A 25,027-nucleotide genomic window follows, 5' to 3' on the forward strand; every position below is an offset into this window, starting at 1 on the left:
CCGGTGGACACTTCTCTCACCCCACCGGACTCGTCGCCGGCCACCGCCCCCGCCGCAGCGGTACGGCCGGGGAACGGCCGCAGGCCCGGCTTCGGCACTCTGCTCGCGGTCGACCTGTGGGAGCGGTTCAGCTTCTTCGGCATGGCGGCGATCCTGGTCCTCTACCTGACCGCTTCCGAGGCTCGCGGCGGCCTGGGCATGGCACCGCAGTCGGCCACCGCGATCTTCGCGGCGTACATGTCGCTCACCTTCATGGCCGGTCTGCCTGGCGGCTGGCTCGCCGACCGGGTGCTGGGTGCGCGCCGGGCTGTGCTGCTCGGCGGTGTGCTCATCACCTGTGGCCACGCAGTGCTCGCGGTCCCGGTGACGGGCTCGCTCTGTGCCGGGCTGCTGCTGGTCGTCGTGGGAACAGGCCTGGTCAAGCCGGCCATGGCGGCCATGGTCGCGGGGGTCAGCGGGGACGGCGAGGGCCGCCGCGAGGCGGCCTTTCGGCTCTTCTACATGTGCATCCAGGTCAGTGCGCTCGTCGCCCCCGTCGTCACGGGGCTGCTGGCGGAGCGCGTCGCCTGGCACCTGGGCTTCGCGGCGGCCGCCTTCGGCATGACGGCGGGGCTGATCCAGTTCGCCCTCGGCCTGCGCCGATACGGGGACGTGGGCGCGCGTCCGCCCCGCCCGGTGCCGCGCCCCGAGGCCGCTGCGATGCTCCGGCGTGCCGCCTGGGTCACGGGGGTGGTGGGCGCGCTTGTGGTGGTGCCGGCGTCCTGTGGGCTGCTGCCTCTCCCCGCGGTGCTCGCCGTTCTCGGCCTGACCACGGTCACCCTCCCGTTCTGGTACCTGCGTTCACTCCGCCGGACCCACGCACTGGCAGTGGGCCACAAGCGTCGGCTCGGCGGATTCACCGCGCTGATGGCCGCCTCGGCCGCATTCTGGATGATCTTCGCGCAGAGCGGCTCGGCGCTCACCCTCTTCGCTGAGCGTCACACCGACCGGGACCTGCTCGGCTTCGAGGTCCCCGCCAGCTGGTTCCAGTCCGTGCACCCGCTCTTCGTCCTGCTGGTCGCCCCGCTCTTCGCCCGGCTCTGGCTGCGTGCCGGGCCGCGCGTCGACGTACCTGTCAAGTTCGCGGGAGCGCTGATCACAGCCGGTCTCAGCTTTCTGCTGATGGCCGTCGCGGCCCGGCTAGCTGAGCACGGCCCGGTCGGCCCCCACTGGCTGCTGCTGGTCTACCTGCTCTACTCCTGCGGCGAGATCGCGCTCGCTCCGGCCGGTCTGGCACTGGCTGCCGCGGTCGCGCCGCCCGGCAGCACCAGCCGTCTGCTCGCGGTGAACGGCCTGTTCGGTGCCGTGGGTGTGGTTGTGGGAGGCCAGCTGTTCCGGCTGACCGCCGTGCTGTCGTCGGCGGCCTACTTCCTGCTGCTCGGCGCCTTCGTCCTGGTGGTCGGCACAACGGTCGCACTCGGCACCCCGCAGCTACGCCGACTGCTCGGCCGACCGGCCGCCCCCGCCAGCAGCTGATCACCGGGGTCTCTCCTCGGCGAACGACCGCTGCAGAACCGCGACCGAGCGACATGGCTGCCCGCGACCGCCGTCGTACCCTGCCGGAACCGCACCGGTCTGGCCGTCGACTGGGAGTCCCTGCGTGACCAGCCGAACGCCCCGGAGTAGAGGCCGTCCCCGTACGTCGTCGTGGGACGCCGCTCGACCCCTGCGAGGGCACGCGGAGCACGCAACCACCGACGTGGCCAGCACTGGTTGCGGTGCCGGCCTGGGGCCGGATCGCTTGACCTGGCACGAGTCCGACACGGACCCGGGAAGTGCTCGCGAAGTGCTTGCCTCGCGGCCGTGAGCAGTGACCTATCCGACGCCGGCGTGTTTTGTTCTGCGTTTGACTAGTGGGTGCCATGGGGTTGGACTGAAGGGACAAGCGCTGCCGCAAGACTCCGTTCGAGGGAGAGCAGCGATGACCACCATGGAAGCTTTCGATCTTCTGCAACCGTACAAGATCGCCGAGGAGACGTTCGTCATCCCGTGGGCCCTGGAAGCCCCGCCGGTCGGCCACTTCCCCATGAATTCGATGGTGATCCGAGGAGCCGAACCGGTGCTTGTGGACACTGGGGCACCGGCGGTGCGGTCGCAGTGGCTGGAGGCTGCGTGGTCCGTGGTGGATCCGCTGGACGTGCGGTGGATCTTCCTCACTCACGATGACCGTGATCACGCCGGCAACCTTCTGGCGGTTCTCGCTGCATGCCCGAACGCGACGCTGCTGACGACCTGGTTTTCGATCGGGCGCATGGCCGAGGAGTGGGAGACGCCGATCAACCGGTGCCGCTTCATGATCGACGGCGATACGGTGGATGTGGGTGACCGAACACTGGTTGCCAAACGGCCGCCGTTGTACGACAACCCGACAACCCGCGCCCTGTTCGACCCGAAGACCAATGTCGTGTGGGCAGTGGACACCTTCGCAACGAACGTGCCGAATCCCATGCCCGAAAGCGCTGACCTGTCTGCGGATGAATTCCGTGACGGGCAATTCTTCGGCGGGCGCCTGGTTTCGCCGTGGGTCGCGTTGCTGGAGGGCCAGAAGTTCCGGGCAGTGGTAGACGACTTCCAGCGTCTGGACGCCGAGGTCATCGCCGGCTGCCACTCGCCGGTGCTTCGCCGGCCACAGATCGCGGAGGCGTTCGACCTTCTCCGCCAGCTTCCTGACCTTCCGCCATGGTCGGAGTTCACGCAGGCTGACCTCGACCAGTGGATGGCGATCGCCGAGGGGTCCGTCCCGCCGGAACAGCCGCGGCCGTCGGCAACGTGACGGGCGTTCTCGCGTCTTGGTCGAGCCGACACCCGCTTCAGGAGTTCGCACAACGGGGCCTCACGGGACTGGGGACCGCGCGGTGGCTGGTCGCCGACGGTCGCGAGGAGCCGTTGCTGTCCACCGTCGTTGAGGAACTTGAGGACGTTCATCGGCTCAGTTGAGGCACAGCACTCCCCTCGCGTGACTCGTAGTCGACCGCCGGGGAGTCGTGCATTGGATGGCCCGCCTCAGCCGCGGGACTGTCGGCTGGTGAGTCGGTAGATCAGATATGTGAGAGCCAGGATGAAGTCGGTGGCTACCCAGAACGCAACCACGAACCCCACCCCGATCGTGGTGCCGACGGTGCGCGCATCCTCACACAGCTCCAAGTCGTCGCCCGTCAGCCCCCTGCACCCTTCGGGTGTGCCGCCAGCGCTCACGGCACCCCCGATGATCCAGATCAGGAACAAGATCTGGACAGCCAGAAAGACCCACAGGAAGACACGACGCCGCTTTCTGGGCTGTGGTGGCTTCTGGCCCCGGTAGGGGCTGCTCGGAGGGGACCCCTGAGGTGGCGCTGACCAGCCATCCGGCGGCCGTGCTGATCCATCAGGAGTGCGAGGCCCCCACTGGGGTTCTTGAGCGCGGTGTTGTTTGCCCATATCGCGCCCTCCTCAGGCTGCTGGCTTCATCGTGCGCTTGCCTGACTGGATCCGCTCGTTGTCCACGGCTCATTTGACAAGTCAACCTGACACCTCTAGCTCCGAGTTTGGACTCCGACGAGGAACGCCAGCGCGAGGTGGCCGCCGGACTCGACGACCTGGTCCGCGCCGAGCGTGCGAAGCACCACAAGGACGCGTCCGCGCACCACAGCGAGGAGGCCGCCGAAGGGTAATGGTGCGGTTGTGGTGCGCGACCGGGGTACTGGTCTAGACAACAAAAGAACCCCCGGGTTGATGACCTGGGGGTTCACATGGAGCGGGTGACGAGAATCGAACTCGCGCTCTCAGCTTGGGAAGCTGATGTTCTACCATTAAACTACACCCGCGTAAGACGCCGACCGGGGTGATCCGGAGTCGGTGTCCGAACGTTTGCCACTGTACCTCATGTCAGGCCCCCGGTGCTGAAGCCCCTGGGGCCTGATGGTGTTTCAGAGGGGCGACCGGGCTGCGGGTGGCCGGAGTTGGGGCGTACGGTGGAGGGGCGGAGGGGGTCCGGGCGGGGTCGGAGTGCCGCCTGGAGGGCCGTCCCTTTGATCCCGTACTGTGGCTTTTGTCGTCAGGCGAGCAGCAGCCAGACGCGGCTCTTGGGGAAGGGACTTGAAGGACTTGATGGAGCGCACCGTCGTCCGCTGTGCCGATGGGCACGTGTTCAGCACCGCTTCGTTCCCGATGCAGCAGGCCGAGCGGCTCGGCCCCGGCCGGCTCCTCCGGTGCCCGCGATGCGCGCGGCTCCGCAGCGTCGTGCCGGTCAGCCTCGAGAAGCGGTAGCGGCCCGACAGGGAGAACCGGGAGGGCCCGAGGAACGGAGTACCGGGAGGGCCCGAGTATCGGAGCGCCGGAGGGCCCGAGTGCCGGTCATACCGCGGGAAACCCTCATCACCCCCCCCGCATCACAGGTACCGGCACTACCAGCGGGACCACCGGCACCAGCGCAGTACCAGGCGCGTGGAGTCGTCACGATTGTGGCTGCTCCGCGCGCCTTGCGTATCCTCGGGGCGTGCTTCTCTCAGACAAGGACATCCGGGCCGAGATCGACGCCGGGCGCGTGCGTATCGATCCCTTCGACGACGCCATGGTGCAGCCGTCCAGCATCGACGTGCGGCTGGACCGGTACTTCCGGGTGTTCGAGAATCACCGGTACCCCCACATCGACCCGTCCATCGAGCAGCCGGACCTCACGCGGCTGGTGGAGCCGGAGGGGGACGAACCGTTCATTCTGCATCCCGGGGAGTTCGTCCTCGCCTCCACCTACGAGGTCATCACGCTCCCCGACGATCTCGCGTCGCGACTGGAGGGGAAGAGCTCGCTGGGGCGGTTGGGGCTGGTCACGCACTCCACGGCCGGGTTCATCGACCCGGGATTCTCCGGGCACGTGACCCTGGAGCTGTCGAATCTCGCGACGCTCCCGATCAAGCTGTGGCCCGGCATGAAGATCGGACAGCTGTGCATGTTCCGGCTCAGCTCGCCCGCCGAGCACCCCTACGGGAGCGAGCGGTACGGGTCGCGGTACCAGGGGCAGCGGGGGCCGACCGCCTCGCGGTCCTACCTCAACTTCCATCGGACCCAGGTGTGACAGGCCCTTCATGAGTGACATGAACAACATCAGTGGCGCGGGTGGCGTGCGCGAGAACCTGACCTACGAGCAGTTCGGGCGGGCCGTCCGTGAGCTCGCGCAGGCCGTCGCCGACGACGGGTACCAGCCCGACGTCGTGCTCTCCATCGCCCGCGGTGGGGTGTTCGTCGCCGGTGGACTCGCCTACGCCCTGGACTGCAAGAACATCCACCTCGTGAACGTGGAGTTCTACACCGGCGTGGGGACGACGCTGGAGATGCCCGTCATGCTCGCGCCCGTGCCCAACGCGATCGACTTCACCGACAAGAAGGTCCTGATCGCGGACGACGTCGCCGACACCGGCAAGACGCTCAAGCTCGTCCACGACTTCTGCGTCGAGCATGTCGCCGAGGTGCGGTCCGCCGTGATCTACGAGAAGTCGCAGTCGCTCGTGAAGTGCGAGTACGTGTGGAAGCGGACCGACGACTGGATCAACTTCCCGTGGAGTGTGTTGCCTCCGGTACATAAGTCAGGGGAGGTCGCCAAGCCGAACAGGGAGGCGCTCTAGCGCGGCACCGTGTAGTCGCTGAAGTGCCGGCCTCACCCCGGCTCGCGAATCCTCGTCCGTCTATTGGGTCAGCCCCGTGGGAATGGCGGGTACACCTGCGGCCCCAGTGATGGAGAGCGGGGTGATGAGGCCTGCCACCACAGATTGGACGATGACGTCGTTGGCGGCTCGCTCGCTTCCCACGCCGGCAACGTAGAGCAGAGCGGAAACAGTGAGAAGGAGGACCCACCAAGGTGACTGCAGCCAGCTGAGTGCGGCCGTCAGCCCCAGAAGGGCGTAGGCGACGTTCTTGCGGAACTCTGCCTCAGCCACCGCTCGGTCGTACTCGTTGAACAAGTCGTAGTTGGCGATCAGCAGCTTGGTACGCAGCTGGCGAGTCTCCCCAAGGATGTCTCGTACCGTCAGGTTGGCCACGAGGCGTGCGCCGCGCTCGCGCTCCGGGGTGGCGAGCGCGGTGCCTTCTGGCTCTGCTCGGGGCAGCCGTTCCTGATTGTGGAGGAAGCTGACCAGGTCGTCGTATGCGAAACGTGACACACGGGGGGTGAGGGCTGTCCTGCCACCCAAGAAGGCAAAGGGCTTCGGCGCTTCCCTTGCGTTGACGGTAACTACTCGAACGGTGAGCATGGCGCCGATGAGGTAGGCGAGGAAGGCTCCGGATGCGAGCACGCCGGCGGGACCTATCAAGCCGCCGAGGCGATACACGGAAGCCCAGACGCCCTGGGCCTGCTGGGGCGTCGGAACACGGTCCTCGAAGATCAGCCAGAGCGTCAGGAGCCAGATGCAACCAGTTGAGAGTGGGGCGCGGACGTCGCGAAGGCCCGGCAGCAGATTCGCCAGCAAGTTCGTCCCCCCCTGATCCCAAGTGCCGCCCTCAGGGGCAGCGATCCTTTGGAACGTCCCGAGTATCTGAGACCGGGGTCGACTTTGCATCACGTTCGGCTGCATCGCAGAGTCTTGGCGGGCCGCGACGCCTGGCCGTAGCGATCTGACCTGCGGACAGTGCTCTCATGAGACGTCTTTACCGGACCACAGTGCCTGAAGTGTCGAGCCGCCCGTGGTCAAGCGTGCCGGGCAGGTCCTCGACGCCTGAGCTGGGATACGGGCCGTACGGAAAGGGCCCCGGCGGGAGCCGGGGCCCTTTCGTGTGTCGGCGGGGCCCTAGAACGTGCCCAGCTTCACGATCGACACCAGTGCGATCAGCTGGATCGCGGACGCGCCCAGTGCCTTCGGCCACGGCAGGTCGTGGGAGCGGCTGACCATGAGGGTCAGCAGGGCGCCGGCCGCGACCCAGGTGGCCCAGCCGAGCAGCTGGACGAAGGTCGCGTCGCCGCCGAGGAACATCGCGACGACCAGGCGGGGGGCGTCCGTGAGGGACATGATCAGCATGGAGAGGCCGACCGTGGGCTGCCAGGCGCCGTCGCCGCCGAGCTGGCGGGCCAGGGTGTGAGTGACCACGCCCAGGACGAAGGCGCTCAGCACCATCGCGACCGCCGTCGTCAGGACGATCGGGATCGCGTTGGAGAGGGTCGCGTTGATCGCGTCCTCGCGGGCGCCGTCGAAGCCGAAGACGGCGAGCAGGCCGTAGAGGAAGGTCACGACGAGGGCAGGGCCCCACATCGTGTAGTCCCGCATCCGCAGGAACGTCTGGTTGGGGGAGAGGACGATCCCCTTCAGCAGTTCCTTCCAGTGCAGGCGGGGGCCGACCGGGCCGGGCGGCGGGGCCGCGCCCGCGCGGTAGGTGTCGCCCTGGTTGTAGGGGTCCTCACCGACCGAGAACGCCTGGGTGTGGCCCGGGTTGTTGGCCGCGTACGGGTCGTGCGGGGCGCCCTGCGGGCCGGTCGGGCCCGGGGGGTAGGCACCGTCGCCGAAGTACTCCGGCTCGTCGGGGCCGCCGTAGCCGCCGCCGTTCGAGTGCGGCCACGGGCCGCCGCCACCCCCGTACTGCTGCTGCGGGTACGGCTGCGGCGCCTGCGGGTAGCCGTACGACGGCCCCTGCGGCGTCTGCTGTCCGTACGGAGGGTGTTGCGGTCGCGTCTGAGGAGCGCCGTTGTCCCGGCCGCGTCCGATCCTGAATCCAGCCACGTCTTCGAACGTACCTGGTCCCGGAGAGTGACGTGCCGGGCCCGGGCTTCCGGGCCCGGCTTTGCGGCCGAGCTGTGACATCCCCTAAGGGAGTGAACCGCCTTGTCCCGGTGGGCGGTCGGGGTTCGGCCGTACGGGTGGGGCCTCGTCCCGGCGTGGCGGCGGCATCGGCGCGGCATGTCCTCCGAGCGTCGGAGGTTCAGGGCCGTGCCGTACGCCGGCGGGCCCGGCGTCGGGATGCCCCCGGACGCCGGGCGGGAGCCGACCGGGCCGGTGGCCGTGGGCCGGTCGTCGTGGCGGGCAGGGACCGGACCGCGCCGTCGCCCGTGCCCTGGTCGAGGGAGGCCAGGGCGGTGACGAGGGCGGCGGCGGTGGTGCCGGCGCGCGGGCGCCGGACGGTTCGCGCGGAGCGCCCCGCCCGGTACGGCGTCACTGGGCGATCGCCCACGCGAACTCGCCGCCGCCCTTGATCCCGGCGTCCCGGGCGGAGATGAACTTCGCGCCCGAGGTGGTCAGGCCGGAGGAGGCGGCGCGCAGGACGGTGACGGCGCCGTAGCCGTTCTCGTAGCCGGCGCCGGTGACGAGGTCGGCCCTGCCGTTCTTGTCGAGGTCGACCAGGCGGACCGTCATGCCGAAGGCGTCCATGTACTCCGAGGAGCCGGGGACCCCGGCGGTGTCCTGGGAGTAGGACCTGGCGCCCGTGCCGGTCAGGCCGGAGGCCGAGCCGAACAGGAGGGTGACCGAGCCCGCGTCCTTCACCGAGCCTAGGTCCTCGCCCCAGGCGCCGACCGCGATGTCGGCGTAGCCGTCGCCGTTGACGTCGCCCGCGCTGAGCGCCGAGCCGAAGACGTCGTCGGTCTCGCCCGCGCCGGGCACGCCGGTGGTGTCCTGGTGGATGACGGTCGGCTTCTGCGCGGGGTCGGGGCCGTTCGGGCCGCCGTACCAGACGGTGATCTGGCCGCCCTTGTGGCCGCCGGGCTTGTCGGCGCGCGGGTCCTGGTAGTCGCCGAGGACGAGGTCGCCGTAGGTGTCGCCGTTGACGTCGGCGATGACGGCCTCCTCGCCGTCCGCGTTCGGCAGGTCGACGAGGGCGTAGTCCGACTCGGGGTGGGCGTCCCAGTTGCCCGGGTCGTAGGTGTAGTACGGGACCGCGCCGCCGGGGTCGCCGTCGACCAGGTACGGGTAGACGCGCTCCGCGTCGCCGTCGCCGGTCAGGTCGCCCGCCGTCACCTCGTAGGCCCCGCCGAGCTCCCCGGTGCCGGTGCGGGTGAACGGGCCACGGTAGAGGTGGATGTGGTTCTGGCCGGTGACGGTCACGTCCGGCTTGCCGTCGCCGTCGAAGTCACCGGTGGCGACGGCGGAGCCGTAGCCGCCCCATTCGTTGAGCTCGGACGGGGACGGCTGCGGCAGCGCGGCGCCGCCGGACAGGCCCGAGGAGCCGCCCCAGATGACGGTGGCCGTGCCGACGCCCTCGCGGTCGCCGATGGCCTCGTACTGGGAGCCGACCACCAGGTCCGCGTATTTGTCGCCGTTCAGGTCGGCGGCGGCGAGGCTGTAGCCGAAGCGGTCGCCCTCCTCGGCGGCGCCGGGGACGCCGGTGGAGTTCTGGGTGATGACGGTCTTCCTGGTCGCCGAGACGCCGGTGGACGAGCCGTACAGGACGACCACGGCACCGGCGTTCTGGACCGAGCCGACGTCGGCGCCCATGGCGCCGACGGCGACGTCGCGGTAGCCGTCGCCGTTGAAGTCGGCCTGGGGGACGTAGGTGGAGTCGGCGGCTGGCGCCGGCGCGGCGGCGAACGAGAGCAGGCCGCCCGTCAGCGCGGCCGCGGTGGCCGTCGCGAGGGCGACTCTCAGGTGCGGACGCCCGTGCGGGCGCTGGTGCTGGTGCATGCGGGGTTCTCCTGCGGCATGCGGGGATGCCTGGCGGGCATCCGCAGAGGATGGGGGCCGGGGTGTCCGTGTTCGCCGGGAGTCGTCCACGGGTTCACGGAGTGATCGGCGATCAGGAGACCAGCGCTGGTGCGTAAGGGTTGTACGTGCGTTCGGTAAATTCCCGGGCCGTTGCCGCACGGTCGGGACTCCCCGGACTCCGTGGGTGGGCTCAGTCCGCCAGCGCGGCGGCGAAGGACGAACGGGTGGTGCCCAGGCCCAGGTCGGCGACGGTGAGCAGGGTCGAACCGGCGCCGGTCGGCCCCGACGAGGTGCCGGGGAGGAGGTGCAGGCGGCCGACTTCATTGGCGGTGGCCGCCAGTTCCGCACGGCCGTCGTGGTCGAAGTCGCGCAGCAGGACGGAGGCGCCGAGCCAGGTGTCGTTCTCCTCGGCGGGGTCGCCCTCGACGCCCGCGGTGGCGTAGTCGTACTGGCGTGCGCCCGTGCCGGTGAGGCCGGTGGAGCCGCCGCGCAGGACCGTGACCGCGCCCGTACGGAACAGGTTGTCGCCGATCACCTCGCCCGGGACGCCCACCGCCAGGTCGGGGTAGCCGTCACCGTTGGTGTCCCCGGCCGAGACGTCGTAGCCGAAGTAGTCCACGGACTCGCGGACGCCGGGCACTCCGGCGCTGTCCTGGGTGAGGGACCTCACCGTCGTGTCGAAGCCGGTGGAGGTGCCCTTCAGGACGTGCACCGCACCGCCCTTGCCGGAGCGGGAGACGCCGACCGCCAGGTCCCCGTGGCCGTTCCTGTCGAAGTCGGCGATCACGGCGCCGGAACCGGCCAGTTCGGAGGAAGCGGGCAGAGCGGTCTTCTTCGGCGGCCTGACCGGGCCGGTCGTGCTGCCACGGTAGAACCAGACGCGGTTGCTCCGGGTGTCCGCATCCCAGCCGATCACCGCGGCGTCGGCGGTGCCGTCCTTGGTGACCTTGCCGGAGACGACCAGTTCGGGGTTGATGTCCTCGCCGTCGACCGGGTCGAGGTTGGTCGCCTTGCCGCGCGCGCCGGACTTGGTGAACGGGCCGCGCACGAACCAGACGTACTCGTCGTCCACCGCCATCACGTCGGGACGGCCGTCGGCGTCGAAGTCGCCGACCGCGACGTCCTTGGCGAAGCCGACCTCCCTGCCCGCCGGGGCGGCGTGGGAACTGCCGCCGGAGATCCCCGACCTGGACCCCCACAGGACGGTGAACGTGCCCCGGTTGCCGTTGCCGGTGGCCTCGCCCGGGGAGGTGGCCACGATGTCGGCGTACCCGTCCTTGTTCAGGTCCGCGGTGGTGATCTTCGCGCCGAACGCGTCACCTGCCTCCGCCGCGCCCTCCACGCCCGTGCTGTTCTGTGTCACCACGGTCCGCTGGGCGGGGTTCAGCCCCCGCGCCGTGCCCCAGACGACGACGACCGCCCCCGCCTCCTTCTTGCCGCCCGCGACGGCGGTGCGATCGCCGAGGGCGAGGTCCCGGTGCCCGTCGCCGTTGAAGTCGTCCGCGTACCGGGCGGTCGCGGCGGCGGCCGGGCCGGTCAGGGCGAGCGGAGTGAGCGCTGAGGCGAGGAGGGCGGCTGCGGTGAGGAGAGAGGCGGACGTGCGCAAGGGGGCTCCACGGGTGGGCAGGGACATGCGGTGTGGGCGTTGCGAACAGAAGACCCCCGGACCGGCGTGAGGGTTGTGCGGGAGGCGTGCTCCTTCCTCATGCGCGGGCCGGTGCGATGACCGCCGCCGCGCGCATACGGGGTGCCCCGCTCGACCCGTCCCCCGCACCCGGCAGGATGGGGACATGAGCGTAGTCAAGATCAATGTGCTGACCGTTCCCGCCGAGCAGCGGGAAACCCTGGAGAAGCGCTTCGCTTCCCGCGCCCACGCCGTGGAGAGTTCCGACGGGTTCGAGTGGTTCGAGCTCCTGCGCCCGGTCGAGGGCACCGACCAGTACCTCGTCTACACCCGTTGGCGTGACGAGGAGTCGTTCCAGGCCTGGATGGAGGGCCCGATGAAGGCGGCCCACCAGGGCGGCGGCGAAGGCGGGGAGCGCCCGAAGCCGGCGGCGTCGGGGTCGACGCTGTGGTCGTTCGAGGTGGTGCAGCAGGCGGCGCCGAAGGGGGAGTAGGCGGCAGCGGCGGACACGGAACCGCTGAACGCGGAACCGCTGGACACGGCGACGCCCCCGGGCCGGGAAGGCCTCGGGGGCGTCGGTGCACGGAAGGTGCCGCCTACTTCACCGGCTCCGGCTCCGGCTCACTCTCCGACTCCGCCGCTCCCGCCGGGGGCTCGTCCTCGTCGGCGACCGGGGTCTTGACGGAGTCCAGCAGCAGCTGGGCGACGTCCACGACCTGGATGGACTCCTTGGCCTTGCCGTCGTTCTTCTTGCCGTTGACCGAGTCGGTCAGCATGACGAGGCAGAACGGGCAGGCGGTGGAGACGATGTCGGGGTTGAGGGAGAGGGCCTCGTCGACGCGCTCGTTGTTGATGCGCTTGCCGATCCGCTCCTCCATCCACATGCGGGCGCCACCCGCGCCGCAGCAGAAGCCGCGCTCCTTGTGGCGGTGCATCTCCTCGTTGCGCAGGCCCGGGACCTTGCCGATGATCTCGCGCGGCGGCGTGTAGATCTTGTTGTGGCGGCCCAGGTAGCACGGGTCGTGGTACGTGATGATGCCCTCGACCGGGGTGACGGGGATCAGCTTGCCCTCGTCCACCAGGTGCTGGAGCAGCTGCGTGTGGTGGATGACCTCGTAGTCGCCGCCGAGCTGCGGGTACTCGTTGCCCAGCGTGTTGAGGCAGTGCGGGCAGGTGGCGACGATCTTCTTCGCCGACTTCGGCTTGGCGGACTCCGCGACCACCTTGCCCTCGTCGTCCAGCTCCTCGCCGAACGCCGTGTTCAGGGCCATGACGTTCTCCATGCCGAGCTCCTGGAACAGGGGCTCGTTGCCGAGACGCCGGGCGGAGTCACCGGTGCACTTCTCGTCGCCGCCCATGATCGCGAACTTCACGCCCGCGATGTGGAGGAGTTCGGCGAAGGCCTTCGTCGTCTTCTTCGCGCGGTCCTCCAGCGCGCCCGCGCAGCCGACCCAGTACAGGTACTCGACCTCGGACAGGTCCTCGATGTCCTTGCCGACGACCGGGACCTCGAAGTCGACCTCCTTGGTCCATTCCAGGCGCTGCTTCTTGGCCAGGCCCCAGGGGTTGCCCTTCTTCTCCAGGTTCTTGAGCATCGTGCCCGCCTCGGACGGGAAGGAGCTCTCGATCATCACCTGGTAGCGGCGCATGTCGACGATGTGGTCGACGTGCTCGATGTCCACCGGGCACTGCTCGACGCAGGCGCCGCAGGTGGTGCAGGACCACAGGACGTCCGGGTCGATGACGCCGTTCTCCTCGGCGGTGCCGATCAGCGGGCGCTCGGCCTCCGCGAGAGCCGCGGCGGGGACGTCCTTCAGCTGCTCCTCGGACGCCTTCTCCTCGCCCTCCATCGTCTTGCCGCCGCCGGCCAGCAGGTACGGGGCCTTGGCGTGCGCGTGGTCCCGGAGGGACATGATCAGCAGCTTGGGGGAGAGCGGCTTGCCGGTGTTCCAGGCGGGGCACTGCGACTGGCAGCGGCCGCACTCGGTGCACGTGGAGAAGTCCAGCAGGCCCTTCCAGGAGAACTGCTCGACCTGCGAGACGCCGAAGACGTCGTCCTCGCCCGGGTCGCTGAAGTCGATCGGCTTGCCGCCGGAGGTCATCGGCTGGAGCGCGCCGAGGGCCGTGGAGCCGTCCGCGTTGCGCTTGAACCAGATGTTCGGGAAGGCCAGGAAGCGGTGCCAGGCCACGCCCATGTTGGTGTTGAGCGACACCACGATCATCCAGATGAACGAGGTGCTGATCTTGATCATCGCGACCAGGTAGACCAGGTTCTGCAGCGCGGTGACGCTCAGCCCCTTGAAGGCCAGGACCAGCGGGTACGAGGCGAAGTACGCGGCCTCGTAGTGCTCGACGTGGTGCAGCGCGCCCTCCAGGCCACGCAGCACGTAGATGGCCAGGCCGATGGTGAGGATGACGTACTCGACAAAGTAGGCCTGGCCCGCCTTGGAGCCGGCGAAGCGGGACTTGCGGCCCGGCCGCGACGGCAGGCTCAGCAGGCGGATCACGATGAGCACGGCGATGCCGAGGACCGTCATCACACCGATGAACTCGATGTACAGCTCGAACGGCAGGAAGTCGCCGATGACCGGCAGCATCCAGTCGGCCTGGAACAGCTGGCCGAACGCCTGGGCCAGGGTCGGCGGCAGCGTCAGGAAGCCGACCGCCACGAACCAGTGGGCGATACCGACGATGCCCCAGCGGTTCATGCGCGTGTGGCCGAGGAACTCCTTCACCAGGGTCACGCTGCGCTGGTAGGGGTTGTCGGTCCGGCTGCCGGCCGGGACCGGCTGGCCCAGCCTGAAGTACCGGACGAACTGGCCGATCGCGCGTGCGAGCAGCGCAACGCCGACCACGGTCAGGACCAGCGACACGATGATCGCGGCGAGTTGCATGGGGGCTCCTCGGGCCTGCGAGGGGTTTCGTGGGGACACCTTCGCCTGAAGAGGTTCCCCGAGATTACTAAGCGGTAACTTATGCAGTCCGTCTGAGACTACCCCTATCTCCCGCCGCACTGTAGCCGGGTGCGGGGTGATCTGAATCGCTGAGGCTTGCCTGAGGGCGGCGAGGGCCGATCGAGATCCGGCCGTGTTAGTCGTACGGAATTGTCATATCTCGCCCTAACTTATAACCGTGCTCTACGGTATCGCCGCCGCCACGGCCGCCTTCCTTCTGTCTGTCGTCGTCACGGTCCTGCTGCGGGCCCCCGCCCTGCGCCTGGGCGTCGTCCGCAGGCGGCGGCCCCGGGTGGTGCCGCTGTCCGGGGGCGTGGCCGTCGTGGCCGTGACCGCGGCGGTCGCCTGGGCCGGTGACCTGACCGGGGTCGTGCCGCTCGGCGGCGGGGTGGGCGTGCTGCTGGCCGCCGGCGCCGGAGTCGCCCTCCTCGGGCTGGCCGCCGACGTGTGGCGGCTGCGCGGACGGGTCCTGGCGGCCGGTACGGCCGTCGCCGCCGCGTGTGTGGTGCCGTACGAGGAGACCGGGGTGCCGGGCGGGCTGCTGGCCGTCTGCTGGATCGCGCTCGTCACCCTCGCCTTCCGGGGCCTCGACCACGCCGACGGGCTCGCGGGCACGGTCGGGGTCGTGACCGCCTTCGGGGTGGGCGCCTGTGCGGCGGCCGAGGTCATGGACGCCGTCGCGGTGCTGATGAGCGTGCTGGCCGCCGCGCTGACCGGGTTCCTCCTGCACAACTGGCACCCCGCGCGGAGTGCGCTCGGCGCGAGCGGCTCGCTGTTCGCCGGGTTCGTGCTCGCCGGGGCGGCCGTCTTCACCCGGGCCGGGCAGGACGTCGCATCCAGCGCGGGCGTGCTGTTCGCGCTGACCGTCGTGGTGGCCGCCGACGCCGTGCTCGTGGCCGTCTCCCGGCGGTCGGCCGGGCGGCCCCTGGCGCGCACGGCTCCCGACCATCTCGCCCACCGGCTGCGGCGGCTCGGACTGACCCCGCACGGCGCGACCGTGCTCCTGGGCGTCGGGGCGTTCTGCGGGGTACTCGTTGGGCTGCTCGCGCACACCGGGTGGGCGGGGCGGACCGCGCCGCTGTGGGTGGCGGCGGTGGCGTCGGTCGTCGTGGTCGCCCTGCTGCGGGTGCCGGTGTACGGCACCCGCCAGGCGCCCGGCCGGGTGTCCCCGGAGCCGCTGACCGGATGTCCGCCGCGTGCCCGGAGCGCCACGTCTTCGCAGGTCGGCGACCAGTTGCGCGTAAGGAATGGATAAGAGTTGAGCCCAGTCGACTCAGCTCTGTTGACCCCACGCTGAGCCTCGGGCACACTTGAGTCCGTTCCACTCAAGTCAGCTGGAGGAATCACAATGGCACGTGCGGTCGGCATCGACCTGGGCACGACTAACTCCGTCGTCAGCGTTCTGGAGGGCGGCGAGCCCACCGTCATCACCAACGCCGAGGGCGCCAGGACCACGCCGTCCGTCGTCGCCTTCGCCAAGAACGGCGAAGTGCTCGTGGGTGAGGTGGCCAAGCGCCAGGCGGTCACCAACGTGGACCGGACGATCCGCTCGGTCAAGCGCCACATGGGCACCGACTGGAAGATCGAGCTCGACGGGAAGCCCTTCAACCCGCAGCAGATCTCCGCGTTCATCCTGCAGAAGCTCAAGCGCGACGCCGAGGCCTACCTGGGCGAGAAGGTGGCCGACGCGGTCATCACCGTCCCGGCGTACTTCAACGACGCCGAGCGCCAGGCCACCAAGGAGGCCGGCGAGATCGCGGGCCTGAACGTCCTGCGCATCGTCAACGAGCCCACCGCGGCGGCGCTGGCGTACGGCCTGGAGAAGGAGGACCAGACCATCCTGGTCTTCGACCTCGGTGGCGGTACGTTCGACGTCTCGCTGCTGGAGATCGGCGACGGTGTCGTCGAGGTGAAGGCCACCAACGGCGACAACCACCTCGGTGGTGACGACTGGGACCAGCGCATCGTCGACTACCTGGTCAAGCAGTTCCAGTCCGGCCACGGCGTGGACCTCTCCAAGGACAAGATGGCGCTGCAGCGTCTGCGCGAGGCCGCCGAGAAGGCGAAGATCGAGCTGTCCTCGTCCACCGAGACCTCGATCAACCTGCCCTACATCACGGCCTCCGCCGAGGGCCCGCTGCACCTGGACGAGAAGCTCACCCGCGCCCAGTTCCAGCAGCTCACCAGCGACCTGCTGGAGCGCTGCAAGGTGCCGTTCCACAACGTCATCAAGGACGCCGGCGTCTCCATCAACGAGATCGACCACGTCGTCCTCGTCGGTGGCTCGACCCGTATGCCCGCCGTCGCCGAGCTCGTCAAGGAGCTGACCGGCGGCAAGGAGGCCAACAAGGGCGTCAACCCGGACGAGGTCGTCGCCGTCGGCGCCTCGCTCCAGGCCGGTGTCCTCAAGGGCGAGGTCAAGGACGTCCTGCTGCTCGACGTCACCCCGCTGTCCCTCGGCATCGAGACCAAGGGCGGCATCATGACCAAGCTGATCGAGCGCAACACCACGATCCCGACGAAGCGCTCCGAGATCTTCACCACGGCCGAGGACAACCAGCCGTCGGTGCAGATCCAGGTCTACCAGGGCGAGCGCGAGATCGCGGCGTACAACAAGAAGCTCGGCATGTTCGAGCTGACCGGTCTGCCCCCGGCGCCGCGCGGCGTCCCGCAGATCGAGGTCTCCTTCGACATCGACGCCAACGGCATCATGCACGTCACGGCGAAGGACCTCGGCACCGGCAAGGAGCAGAAGATGACCGTCACCGGCGGCTCCTCGCTCCCGAAGGAAGAGGTCGACCGCATGCGCGAGGAGGCCGAGCGCTACGCGGAGGAGGACCACAAGCGCCGCGAGGCCGCCGAGACCCGCAACCAGGGCGAGCAGCTCGTCTACCAGACCGAGAAGTTCCTCAAGGACAACGAGGACAAGGTCCCCGGCGAGATCAAGTCCGAGGTCGAGGCCGCCGTCGCCGAGCTGAAGGAGAAGCTCAAGGGCGAGGACACCGCCGAGATCCGCACCGCCACGGAGAAGGTCGCGGCCGTCTCCCAGAAGCTGGGCCAGGCCATGTACGCCGACGCCCAGGGCGCCCAGGCGACCGCCGGCGCCGACGCCGGTGCCTCCGACGGCAAGGCCGACGACGACGTCGTCGACGCCGAGATCGTCGACGACGAGCGGAAGGACGGTGCCGCGTGACGGAGGAGACCCCGGGCTTCGACGAGCAGCAGCAGGCTCAGCAGGGCCAGCAGCAGCCTGCTCAGCCGCAGCAGCCCGACGTCCCCTCCGGCGCCGCCTCCGAAGACGCCGAGCCGAAGGCCGCCTCCGCTTCCTCGCGTGAGGAGGGGGCGGCCCCGGCCGGGGACGCGGGCCAGACCGCGGGCCTGGTGGCCCAGCTGGACCAGGCGCGCACGGCGCTCAACGAGCGCACGGCCGACCTCCAGCGCCTCCAGGCCGAGTTCCAGAACTACCGCCGCCGGGTCGAGCGCGACCGGATCGCGGTCAAGGAGATCGCCGTGGCGAACCTCCTGACCGAGCTCCTGCCCGTGCTCGACGACATCGGCCGCGCGCGGGAGCACGGCGAACTGGTCGGCGGCTTCAAGTCCGTCGCCGAGTCGCTGGAGACCACCGTGGCGAAGATGGGCCTGCAGCAGTTCGGCAAGGAGGGCGAGCCCTTCGACCCGACGATCCACGAGGCCCTGATGCACTCCTACGCGCCGGACGTCACCGAGACGACGTGCGTGGCGATTCTGCAGCCCGGGTACCGGATCGGCGAGCGCACCATCCGCCCCGCGCGGGTGGCCGTGGCCGAACCGCAGCCCGGCGCGCAGACGGTCAAGTCGGCCGAGGACAAGGGCGGGCAGCAGACCGAGGCGCAGGCCGACGCCGCAGAGAACAAGGAGAACGGTGGCCCGGAGGAGGGCTGACGTCACAACCGACGCAGGAGAGGAGGGACGTCGAGGATGAGCACCAAGGACTTCATCGAGAAGGACTACTACAAGGTCCTCGGCGTCCCCAAGGACGCCACCGAGGCCGAGATCAAGAAGGCGTACCGGAAGCTCGCCCGCGAGTACCACCCGGACGCCAACAAGGGCAACGCGAAGGCGGAGGAACGTTTCAAGGAGATCTCCGAGGCGAACGACGTCCTCGGTGACCCCAAGAAGCGCAAGGAGTACGACGAGGCACGCGCGCTCTTCGGCAACGGCGGCTTCCGCCCGGGGCCCGGCGCGGGCGGCGGCTCCTTCAACTTCGACCTGAGCGACCTGTTCGGGGGACAGCAGCCCGGCGGAGCCGGCGGCTTCGGCGGCGGGCTCGGTGACGTCTTCGGGGGCCTTTTCAACCGCGGCGGCGCGGGCCCCACCCGCACCCAGCCGCGACGCGGCCAGGACATCGAGTCCGAGGTCACCTTGAGCTTCACCGAGGCGATCGAGGGCGCGACGGTCCCGCTGCGGATGTCGTCCCAGCAGCCCTGCAAGGCCTGCTCGGGCACCGGCGACAAGAACGGCACACCGCGCGTGTGCCCGACCTGCGTCGGCACCGGACAGGTCGCCCGGGGCTCCGGCGGGGGCTTCTCCCTCACCGACCCCTGCCCGGACTGCAAGGGGCGCGGCCTGATCGCGGAGAACCCCTGCGACGTGTGCAGCGGCAGCGGACGGGCCAAGTCCTCCCGGACCATGCAGGTCCGCATCCCGGCCGGCGTCTCCGACGGCCAGCGGATCCGGCTGCGCGGCAAGGGCGCACCGGGCGAGCGGGGCGGCCCGGCGGGTGACCTGTACGTGGTGGTCCACGTCAAGGAACACCCCGTCTTCGGCCGCAAGGGCGACAACCTCACCATCACGGTGCCCGTCACGTATCCCGAGGCGGCCCTCGGCGGTGAGGTCCGCGTCCCGACGCTGGGCGGCCCGCCCGTCACCCTGAAACTGCCGCCGGGCACGCCGAACGGCCGTACGATGCGGGCCCGGGGGAAGGGCGCGGTCCGCAAGGACGGCACCCGCGGCGACCTCCTGGTCACCGTCGAGGTGAGTGTCCCGAAGGACCTGACGGGGAAGGCTCGTGACGCGCTCGAGGCGTATCGCGAAGCCACCGTGGGCGAGGATCCGCGGGCGGAGCTGTTCCAGGCCGCGAAGGGAGCTTGATGAGATGGACGGCCGTCGACGCAACCCGTATGAACTGACCGAGGACACCCCGGTCTACGTCATCTCGGTGGCGGCCCAGCTCTCCGGTCTGCACCCGCAGACACTGCGCCAGTACGACCGTCTGGGGCTCGTGTCTCCGGACCGCACCGCCGGCCGTGGCCGCCGCTACTCGGCCCGTGACATCGAACTGCTCCGCCAGGTGCAGCAGTTGTCGCAGGACGAGGGCATCAACCTGGCCGGTATCAAGCGCATCATCGAACTGGAGAACCAAGTCGCCGCGCTCCAGGCCCGTGTGGCCGAACTGCAGGACGCCCTCGACGGGGCCGCGGCGGCGATGCGCCAGCGTGAGGCGGCGGTGCACGCGTCGTACCGCCGCGACCTGGTGCCGTACCAGGACGTCCAGCAGACCAGCGCGCTGGTGGTGTGGCGGCCGCCCAAGCGGAAGCAGCAGTCGGACTGACCCGCGCCGGTGTGCGCGCCATGTGCGGCGAAGGGGCCCGGAGAGCACTCCGGGCCCCTTCGCCGTGCCGGGCGCCGGAGGCGGACCACGAGCGTCTGGCTGGGATCGTTCGGTCGCCCGGTCGTATCGGAACGGCGGTGGCCGGTCGTCGTGGTCACGGTGCGTGAGGAGCCGGGTTGGCTGCGCGGATCTTCAACTGCCCCTGTTTCCGCGGGGTGGAGAGGCCGTAAAGAGCGTTTGGAGGTCGTTCCGCTACGCCTTCACCGACACTGCGGAGCGTGGTGTTGCCATCTCGTTAAGTGGTTCCGCTTGACGCCGGGGACCGCCGCCAAGTTGGCTTTTCAGTCACATGGGCCGCAATGCTGCACCCACGTCCCGAACGCACCCGAAGTGAGTCCCCGAATGCGTCGTCGTATCGCCATATCCGTGGCCGCCGCCACGTTGTCCGTCACGCTCGCCGGCTGCGGTGTGCTCAGCGCGACAGGGAGCAGCGGCGAGGCGAGTCCGACCAAGGGCAACGACATCACGGTGGGTCTGCTGCTCCCGGAGAAGGCCAACACCCGGTACGAGAACTTCGACTACCCCATCATCAAGAAGAAGGTCGAGTCCCTCACCCGCAACCAGGGCCGGGTGGAGTACGCCAACGCCGAGGCGGACGCCGACCGGCAGGCCCAGCAGTTGCAGAAGATGGTCGACGACCGGGTCGACGTGATCCTGCTGGACGCCGTCGACGCGCACGCCATCGCGTCCGGCGTGAAGAAGGCGAAGGACGCCGGCATCCCCGTCATCGCCTACGACCGGCTGGCCGAGGGCCCGATCGACGCGTACATCTCCTTCGACAACGAGCTGGTCGGCGAGGTCCAGGGCCGCACCCTGCTGGAGGCGATCGGTCCCGACGTCTCCGTCGCCGACAAGATCGTCATGATGAACGGCTCGCCCACCGACCCGAACGCCAAGCAGTTCAAGGCCGGTGCGCTCTCCGAGCTGAACGGCAAGGTGACGATCGCCAAGTCCTTCGACACCAAGGACTGGAAGCCGGAGAACGCCGAGGCCAACATGGCCCAGGCGATCGCGGCGATCGGCGCGGGCGACATCGCGGCCGTCTACTCCGCCAACGACGGCATGGCGGGCGGAATCATCAAGGCCCTCAAGGCCGCGGGCGTGACCAAGCTGCCGCCCATCACCGGCCAGGACGCCGAGCTGGAGGCCGTGCAGCGGATCCTGCTCGGCGAGCAGTTCATGAGCGTGTACAAGTCGTACCCGCAGGAGGCCGAGAACGCCGCGGAGATGGCCGTGGCGAAGGTCCAGGGCCGGGACATCCAGTTCGACGCGCTCGCCCGCGACAAGGTCGACAGCCCCACGCACAAGGAGATCCCCGCCCAGCTGGTGCCCGTCGTCGCCCTGACGAAGTCCAACATCAAGGACACGGTCGTCGCCGACGGCATCTACAAGGTGTCCGACATCTGCACCGCCAAGTACAGGGCGGCCTGCTCGGCGGCCGGACTGAAGTGACGCGGGACCGGCGGATCTCACGGATCCCACGGGCCTGACGGCCCGAAGGGGCGGACGAGGCAACGGGCTTGAGGGGCGTGGCCGGCAAGACCGGCCACGCCCCTCGCCTTACTCGGCTGAGGCCGGGCGGCGGGTCGCGGTGACCACGTCAGCGGCCGACTCGTTTCCGGCCGGGTCCGCGGAGGTCACGCGGTAGTAGTACGGCTGCCCGGGCTCACCGGTGGTGTCGCGGTAGGCCGTGGTGACGGTCGGCGTCGTGGCGATCAGGTCGCCGTACGACGCGGGCGACGTGGACCGGTACACGCGGTACTCGGGCGCGCCCACGGAGTTCCACGTCAGCGTGATGCCCTCCGCGTCCTCCTCGGTGACCGTCAGGTTCTGCGGGGCGAGCGGCGCGAGGGTGTCCCACTCGCCGCGGGTGTAGGAGTACGCCGAGACGTTGCCGGCCTTGTCGGTCGCCCGCACCCGGTACCAGTAGGTGACGTCGGGGTCGGCGGAGACGTCGTCGAACGCGGGCGTGGCCGGCTTGGCCAGGAGCGTGTACGGGCCGTCCTGGGACGGCGCGCGGTACACCTCGTAGCCGTCCGCTCCGTGGCTCGCGGTCCAGCGCACCTTGACGGCCTTGTTGCTCGGCTCCGTCCAGGCGATGTTCGGCCGCTCCGGCGGGAGTTCGTCGGCCGTGGTGACGGCGACGTCGGCGGAACCGGTCGACTCGTTGCCCGACTTGTCGATCGCCCGCACCTCGTAGAGGTAGGTGTTGCCCGCCTTCTCCAGCTGCTCGGTGTACGTCGTCGCGGTCGTCCGGGTCCGGGAGTCACGGGGGAACTCCTGCCACGGCAGCCGCTTGTAGACGCGGTAGCCCAGCAGGTCCATCTCCTTGTTCTTCGCCCACTTCACCGTGGCCTCGCCGGTGACCTTGTCGTACGTCACCGACACACCGGCCGGGGCCAGCGGCTTGACCTTGTCGATGCTCGACCCGTTGCGCGGGTAGTAGTCGAAGGCGACGTTCGCCGCGCCGGTCCAGTTGACGTAGTCGACGCGGAGGGTGTGCCTGCCGGGCGGGACCGTGACGTCGACCGTCTTCTTCTGCGTGGTCGCAACGTTTTTCCAGAGGTCGACCTCGCGGACGCCGTCCAGATAGACCCGGATGCCGTCCCGGGACGCGACCGCGAAGGAGAACGGGCCACCCGAACCGAAGTCGCGGGTCACGGTCCAGCGCACGCCGAAGTTGTCCTTCGGGAGCCCTGTGGCGGGGGCGCCCGTACCCCAGTCCTGGTCGATCCGCGAGTCGCAGTCCACCTTCTTCGGCGCGCCGGAGAGGGTGGTGTTCGCGTAGAACTGCCGCTTGAACACGGGGGAGGTGCAGCTCGTGGCGGCTGATGCGGGGGTGGCCGCGGCCACCAGGCCGCCCGCGGTCGCGAGCACGACGCCGGTGGTGAACGCGGCGGTCGTCCGTCTGGCTGGGTTCATGGCTCCTCGGTCCTGGATCGTCTCCGGCCCGTGGGAGGGCCGCTGACGTTCAAGACCTGTGGAGGTACTGGGTGGTTGTAAGGGTTTTTTGTGAAAGGTGAGGCGGACGCCGGGAGTATGCGTTTCTGTCGGGCGGCCTGAGTGCGGCGTCCGGCGGTCGTGGCGCGGGGAGCCGTGTTGCGGAGCAGGTCCGGTCCGCGCATAGTTGCGCTGCGGAAAGATGCGCAAACCGGGGGTGGGATGGGCGATGGCCGGGCACGGGACGGACGAGCATCCACATGGTGCTGACCGACTGTGCGAGGCCGGGGATCGGGTGTATTCCCGGGCCGTACGGCGGGGCCGCGTGCCGCGCCGGGACGCCGAGCCGGTGCCCTGCCTGCTGGAACTCGCCCTGCTGCATCCCGACCCCGACGACATGGACTGGCTGGTGCCGACCTCCCCGCAGGAGGTCATGACCCGGCTGCTGCGCGGGATGTACGACGAGGTCAGCGCGAGTCAGCGGCGGGTGGGCTCGGCGGTGCGGGCCGTCGAGTGGTACGCCGGTCTCGGCCGCCAGGTGCGCCCGGCCCCGTCGGCGACGGAGGGCTCGGCGATCCGGGTGCTGGACGGGCTGGCCCGGATCCAGGCCGCGATGGACGAGGCGACCGAGGCGTGCACCACCGAGGTGCTCACCGTGCAGCCCGGCGGCATCCGCCGCGAGGCGGAACTGTCCGAGGGCCTGCACCGGTCGCTGGCGCTGCGCGGCCGCGGGGTGCGGATGCGGGACCTGTACACCCATGTCGCCCGGCACGGCCAGGGCCTGCTCACCTATCTGGAGCTGATGGGCGACGCGGTGGAGGCCCGCACCCTCGACGAGGTCATCGACCGGCTGATCCTCTTCGACCGCACGGTGGCCTTCATCCCCGCCAACGCCGACCGCACGATGGCGCTGGAGCTGCGGCATCCGGCGCTGGTGGAGTACCTGGTCACGGTCTTCGAACGCCTGTGGCGGCTGGCGATCCCGCTGACCGCCCCGCTCCCGGACACCGGCATCGAGGGCATCTCGCACCGGGAGCAGTCGATCGCGGCGCTGCTGGCGGAGGGCCACCAGGACGCGGTGATCGCGGAGCGGCTCGGGATCAGTGTCCGTACCTGCCGGGCCCATATCGCCCGGCTCTCGGAGACCCTCGGCGCGGCCAGCCGCACGCAGTTGGGCGTCCGCATCGCCCAGGCCGGCCTGGACGGCCCGCCGCGCTCCGCCGCGTCCCTCAGCGTTCCCGATCAAGGATCCCGGACTGCCCGATGAGGTAGCCGAGTTGGGCCCGGTTCTGGCTTCCCAGCGTCGCGGCGAGCTTGGCGATGTGCACGCGGGCGGTGCGGACGTTCATGCCGAGGCGGTCGGCGATGACGGCGTCGGTGTGGCCCTCCACCAACAGGCGGGCGATGGCGCGCTGGCGGGCGGTGACGCCGTCGTGGGAGGGCCGGGGGGCGGCCTCGGGGTAGACGGGGGTGGCCAGGCGCCAGAGGCGGTCGAAGGCGGTGGCCAGGTATCCGACGATGGCCGGGTGGCGGATCTCCAGCGCGAGGTCGCCGTCGTCGTCGGCGGGGATGAACGCCACGGCCCGGTCCACGAGGATCAGCCGGTCGGTGACCTCGTCCAGCGCACGTGCCTCGATGTCGCCGCGCAGCCGTTCGTGGTGCGCCGTGATGGTGGGGAAGTGGCGCTGGGTGTGCTGGTAGAGGGTGCGGATGCGTCCGCCGCGGTCCAGCAGCGCCTGGTCGCGTCGGGTGGCGACGGCATAGGCCGCCTCGATCTGTGCACCGCTGTGCCTGGTGCGGGGCTGCACGGTGAGGAGTTCCCGGGACGCCTCGGCCATGGTCTCGGTGATGGCCTGGTTGATCCGCTGCTTGCCGTCCAGGAGCCGGAGGGTCGGCGTGGCCGCCGCGGCCGTGCGGTGCCCCTCGACCGCCATGAGCCGCTCGAACGTCTCGGCCAGCCGCTCCTCGCGGCGCCGTTCGCGCGCGATCAGCTCCTCGGATGTCCGCAGCAGCCGGTGGAGGGCGACGGCCGGCGCCACCGGTTCGAGCCGGTAGAGGTCGTCGACGGCCGGGTGCAGCAGACCGAAGTCCAGCAGGCACGGGGTGGTGAGGGCCGCCTCGGCGGGTACGTGCCCTTCGCGCAGGGCCCGCTCGTACAGCTCCGTCCCCGCGGGGCACAGCTCTTCCGCGCCGTGCTCCGGGTGTGGCGCCGACGTCACTCGGTGAC

Annotated in this window: 21 protein-coding genes and 1 tRNA gene; 13 read left to right on the plus strand and 9 right to left on the minus strand. The window is 70.1% G+C overall.

Going from position 1 to position 25,027, the window contains the following annotated elements; all coding sequences use genetic code 11:
- Positions 1 to 3: 3 nt before the first annotated feature.
- Together ACFPZJ_RS10250 and ACFPZJ_RS10255 are read left to right on the plus strand one after the other, a co-directional pair.
- The gene (locus ACFPZJ_RS10250; protein ID WP_381019751.1) at positions 4 to 1,515 is read left to right on the plus strand and encodes a peptide MFS transporter; all 1,512 of its coding nucleotides are present in this window, start codon (positions 4 to 6) and stop codon (positions 1,513 to 1,515) included.
- Positions 1,516 to 1,960: 445 nt separating this feature from the next.
- Entirely contained in the window at positions 1,961 to 2,812 is an 852-nt protein-coding gene (locus ACFPZJ_RS10255) for an MBL fold metallo-hydrolase (protein ID WP_381019753.1), read from the plus strand.
- 230 nt (positions 2,813 to 3,042) lie between these two features.
- Here ACFPZJ_RS10255 and ACFPZJ_RS10260 read toward each other — a convergent pair whose 3' ends face one another.
- Complete coding sequence (locus tag ACFPZJ_RS10260) at positions 3,043 to 3,264, minus strand: hypothetical protein (protein ID WP_381019754.1); 222 nt, start codon at positions 3,262 to 3,264, stop codon at positions 3,043 to 3,045.
- A gap of 299 nt (positions 3,265 to 3,563) precedes the next feature.
- Here ACFPZJ_RS10260 and ACFPZJ_RS10265 point away from each other — a divergent pair, with 299 nt between their 5' ends.
- The gene (locus tag ACFPZJ_RS10265; protein WP_381019756.1) at positions 3,564 to 3,689 is read left to right on the plus strand and encodes a hypothetical protein; all 126 of its coding nucleotides are present in this window, start codon (positions 3,564 to 3,566) and stop codon (positions 3,687 to 3,689) included.
- 79 nt (positions 3,690 to 3,768) lie between these two features.
- On the opposite strand, the gene ACFPZJ_RS10270 is transcribed toward ACFPZJ_RS10265, so the two are convergent.
- Positions 3,769 to 3,842: transfer RNA gene (locus ACFPZJ_RS10270), tRNA-Gly, on the minus strand.
- Between the two features lie 671 nt (positions 3,843 to 4,513).
- On the opposite strand from ACFPZJ_RS10270, the gene dcd reads away from it, so the two are divergent.
- Both dcd and ACFPZJ_RS10280 read left to right on the plus strand, forming a co-directional pair.
- The gene (gene dcd, locus ACFPZJ_RS10275) at positions 4,514 to 5,089 is read left to right on the plus strand and encodes a dCTP deaminase (protein WP_381019758.1); all 576 of its coding nucleotides are present in this window, start codon (positions 4,514 to 4,516) and stop codon (positions 5,087 to 5,089) included.
- A 19-nt stretch (positions 5,090 to 5,108) separates the two neighbouring features.
- Positions 5,109 to 5,636, plus strand: a complete 528-nt coding sequence (locus ACFPZJ_RS10280; protein ID WP_381019760.1) for a phosphoribosyltransferase — start codon at positions 5,109 to 5,111, stop codon at positions 5,634 to 5,636.
- A 60-nt stretch (positions 5,637 to 5,696) separates the two neighbouring features.
- Here ACFPZJ_RS10280 and ACFPZJ_RS10285 read toward each other — a convergent pair whose 3' ends face one another.
- The 4 genes from ACFPZJ_RS10285 to ACFPZJ_RS10300 all read right to left on the minus strand — a co-directional run bounded on the left by ACFPZJ_RS10285 (position 5,697) and on the right by ACFPZJ_RS10300 (position 11,238).
- A complete protein-coding gene (locus ACFPZJ_RS10285) occupies positions 5,697 to 6,476 on the minus strand; it encodes a hypothetical protein (RefSeq protein ID WP_381019762.1) in 780 nt (259 codons plus the stop codon).
- Between the two features lie 318 nt (positions 6,477 to 6,794).
- Entirely contained in the window at positions 6,795 to 7,799 is a 1,005-nt protein-coding gene (locus ACFPZJ_RS10290) for a Yip1 family protein (protein WP_381019764.1), read from the minus strand.
- Positions 7,800 to 8,147: 348 nt separating this feature from the next.
- A complete protein-coding gene (locus ACFPZJ_RS10295) occupies positions 8,148 to 9,611 on the minus strand; it encodes an FG-GAP-like repeat-containing protein (RefSeq protein WP_381019766.1) in 1,464 nt (487 codons plus the stop codon).
- Positions 9,612 to 9,822: 211 nt separating this feature from the next.
- The gene (locus ACFPZJ_RS10300) at positions 9,823 to 11,238 is read right to left on the minus strand and encodes an FG-GAP and VCBS repeat-containing protein (protein WP_381019768.1); all 1,416 of its coding nucleotides are present in this window, start codon (positions 11,236 to 11,238) and stop codon (positions 9,823 to 9,825) included.
- A 184-nt stretch (positions 11,239 to 11,422) separates the two neighbouring features.
- Between ACFPZJ_RS10300 and ACFPZJ_RS10305 the strand changes: the two genes are divergently transcribed.
- Positions 11,423 to 11,749, plus strand: a complete 327-nt coding sequence (locus ACFPZJ_RS10305) for an antibiotic biosynthesis monooxygenase family protein (RefSeq protein ID WP_381019769.1) — start codon at positions 11,423 to 11,425, stop codon at positions 11,747 to 11,749.
- Between the two features lie 103 nt (positions 11,750 to 11,852).
- Here the strand turns inward: ACFPZJ_RS10305 and ACFPZJ_RS10310 are convergent, their stop codons facing one another.
- Positions 11,853 to 14,150 carry a (Fe-S)-binding protein gene (locus ACFPZJ_RS10310; protein ID WP_381019770.1) on the minus strand — a complete coding sequence of 766 codons (2,298 nt, stop codon included), beginning with the start codon at positions 14,148 to 14,150 and terminating at the stop codon, positions 11,853 to 11,855.
- A gap of 238 nt (positions 14,151 to 14,388) precedes the next feature.
- Between ACFPZJ_RS10310 and ACFPZJ_RS10315 the strand changes: the two genes are divergently transcribed.
- The 6 genes from ACFPZJ_RS10315 (at position 14,389) to ACFPZJ_RS10340 (ending at position 21,312) form a co-directional block, all read left to right on the plus strand.
- On the plus strand, positions 14,389 to 15,465 hold the full coding sequence (locus ACFPZJ_RS10315; protein ID WP_381019772.1) for an MraY family glycosyltransferase: 1,077 nt from the start codon (positions 14,389 to 14,391) through the stop codon (positions 15,463 to 15,465).
- 93 nt (positions 15,466 to 15,558) lie between these two features.
- On the plus strand, positions 15,559 to 17,403 hold the full coding sequence (gene dnaK / locus ACFPZJ_RS10320; protein ID WP_381019774.1) for a molecular chaperone DnaK: 1,845 nt from the start codon (positions 15,559 to 15,561) through the stop codon (positions 17,401 to 17,403).
- Entirely contained in the window at positions 17,400 to 18,131 is a 732-nt protein-coding gene (gene grpE, locus ACFPZJ_RS10325) for a nucleotide exchange factor GrpE (protein ID WP_381019776.1), read from the plus strand. The genes dnaK and grpE overlap by 4 nt, the downstream gene beginning before the upstream one ends.
- Positions 18,132 to 18,167: 36 nt before the next feature.
- Positions 18,168 to 19,340 (plus strand): molecular chaperone DnaJ, encoded by a 1,173-nt coding sequence (dnaJ, locus tag ACFPZJ_RS10330; RefSeq protein WP_381019778.1) that lies wholly within the window; start codon positions 18,168 to 18,170, stop codon positions 19,338 to 19,340.
- A gap of 4 nt (positions 19,341 to 19,344) precedes the next feature.
- Entirely contained in the window at positions 19,345 to 19,800 is a 456-nt protein-coding gene (locus ACFPZJ_RS10335; RefSeq protein WP_381019780.1) for a heat shock protein transcriptional repressor HspR, read from the plus strand.
- 402 nt (positions 19,801 to 20,202) lie between these two features.
- On the plus strand, positions 20,203 to 21,312 hold the full coding sequence (locus ACFPZJ_RS10340; protein WP_381019782.1) for a sugar ABC transporter substrate-binding protein: 1,110 nt from the start codon (positions 20,203 to 20,205) through the stop codon (positions 21,310 to 21,312).
- 108 nt (positions 21,313 to 21,420) lie between these two features.
- On the opposite strand, the gene ACFPZJ_RS10345 is transcribed toward ACFPZJ_RS10340, so the two are convergent.
- Positions 21,421 to 22,782: a PA14 domain-containing protein gene (locus ACFPZJ_RS10345; protein WP_381019784.1), complete on the minus strand. Its 1,362-nt coding sequence runs from the start codon at positions 22,780 to 22,782 to the stop codon at positions 21,421 to 21,423.
- A gap of 247 nt (positions 22,783 to 23,029) precedes the next feature.
- Between ACFPZJ_RS10345 and ACFPZJ_RS10350 the strand changes: the two genes are divergently transcribed.
- Positions 23,030 to 24,067: a helix-turn-helix transcriptional regulator gene (locus ACFPZJ_RS10350; protein WP_381020170.1), complete on the plus strand. Its 1,038-nt coding sequence runs from the start codon at positions 23,030 to 23,032 to the stop codon at positions 24,065 to 24,067.
- Here the strand turns inward: ACFPZJ_RS10350 and ACFPZJ_RS10355 are convergent.
- Positions 24,030 to 25,019, minus strand: a complete 990-nt coding sequence (locus ACFPZJ_RS10355) for a helix-turn-helix transcriptional regulator (protein ID WP_381019786.1) — start codon at positions 25,017 to 25,019, stop codon at positions 24,030 to 24,032. The two genes, ACFPZJ_RS10350 and ACFPZJ_RS10355, sit on opposite strands and share 38 nt — an antisense overlap.
- Positions 25,020 to 25,027 lie beyond the last annotated feature (8 nt).

Source organism: Streptomyces bullii, assembly GCF_042657145.1.
Classification (GTDB): domain Bacteria; phylum Actinomycetota; class Actinomycetes; order Streptomycetales; family Streptomycetaceae; genus Streptomyces; species Streptomyces bullii.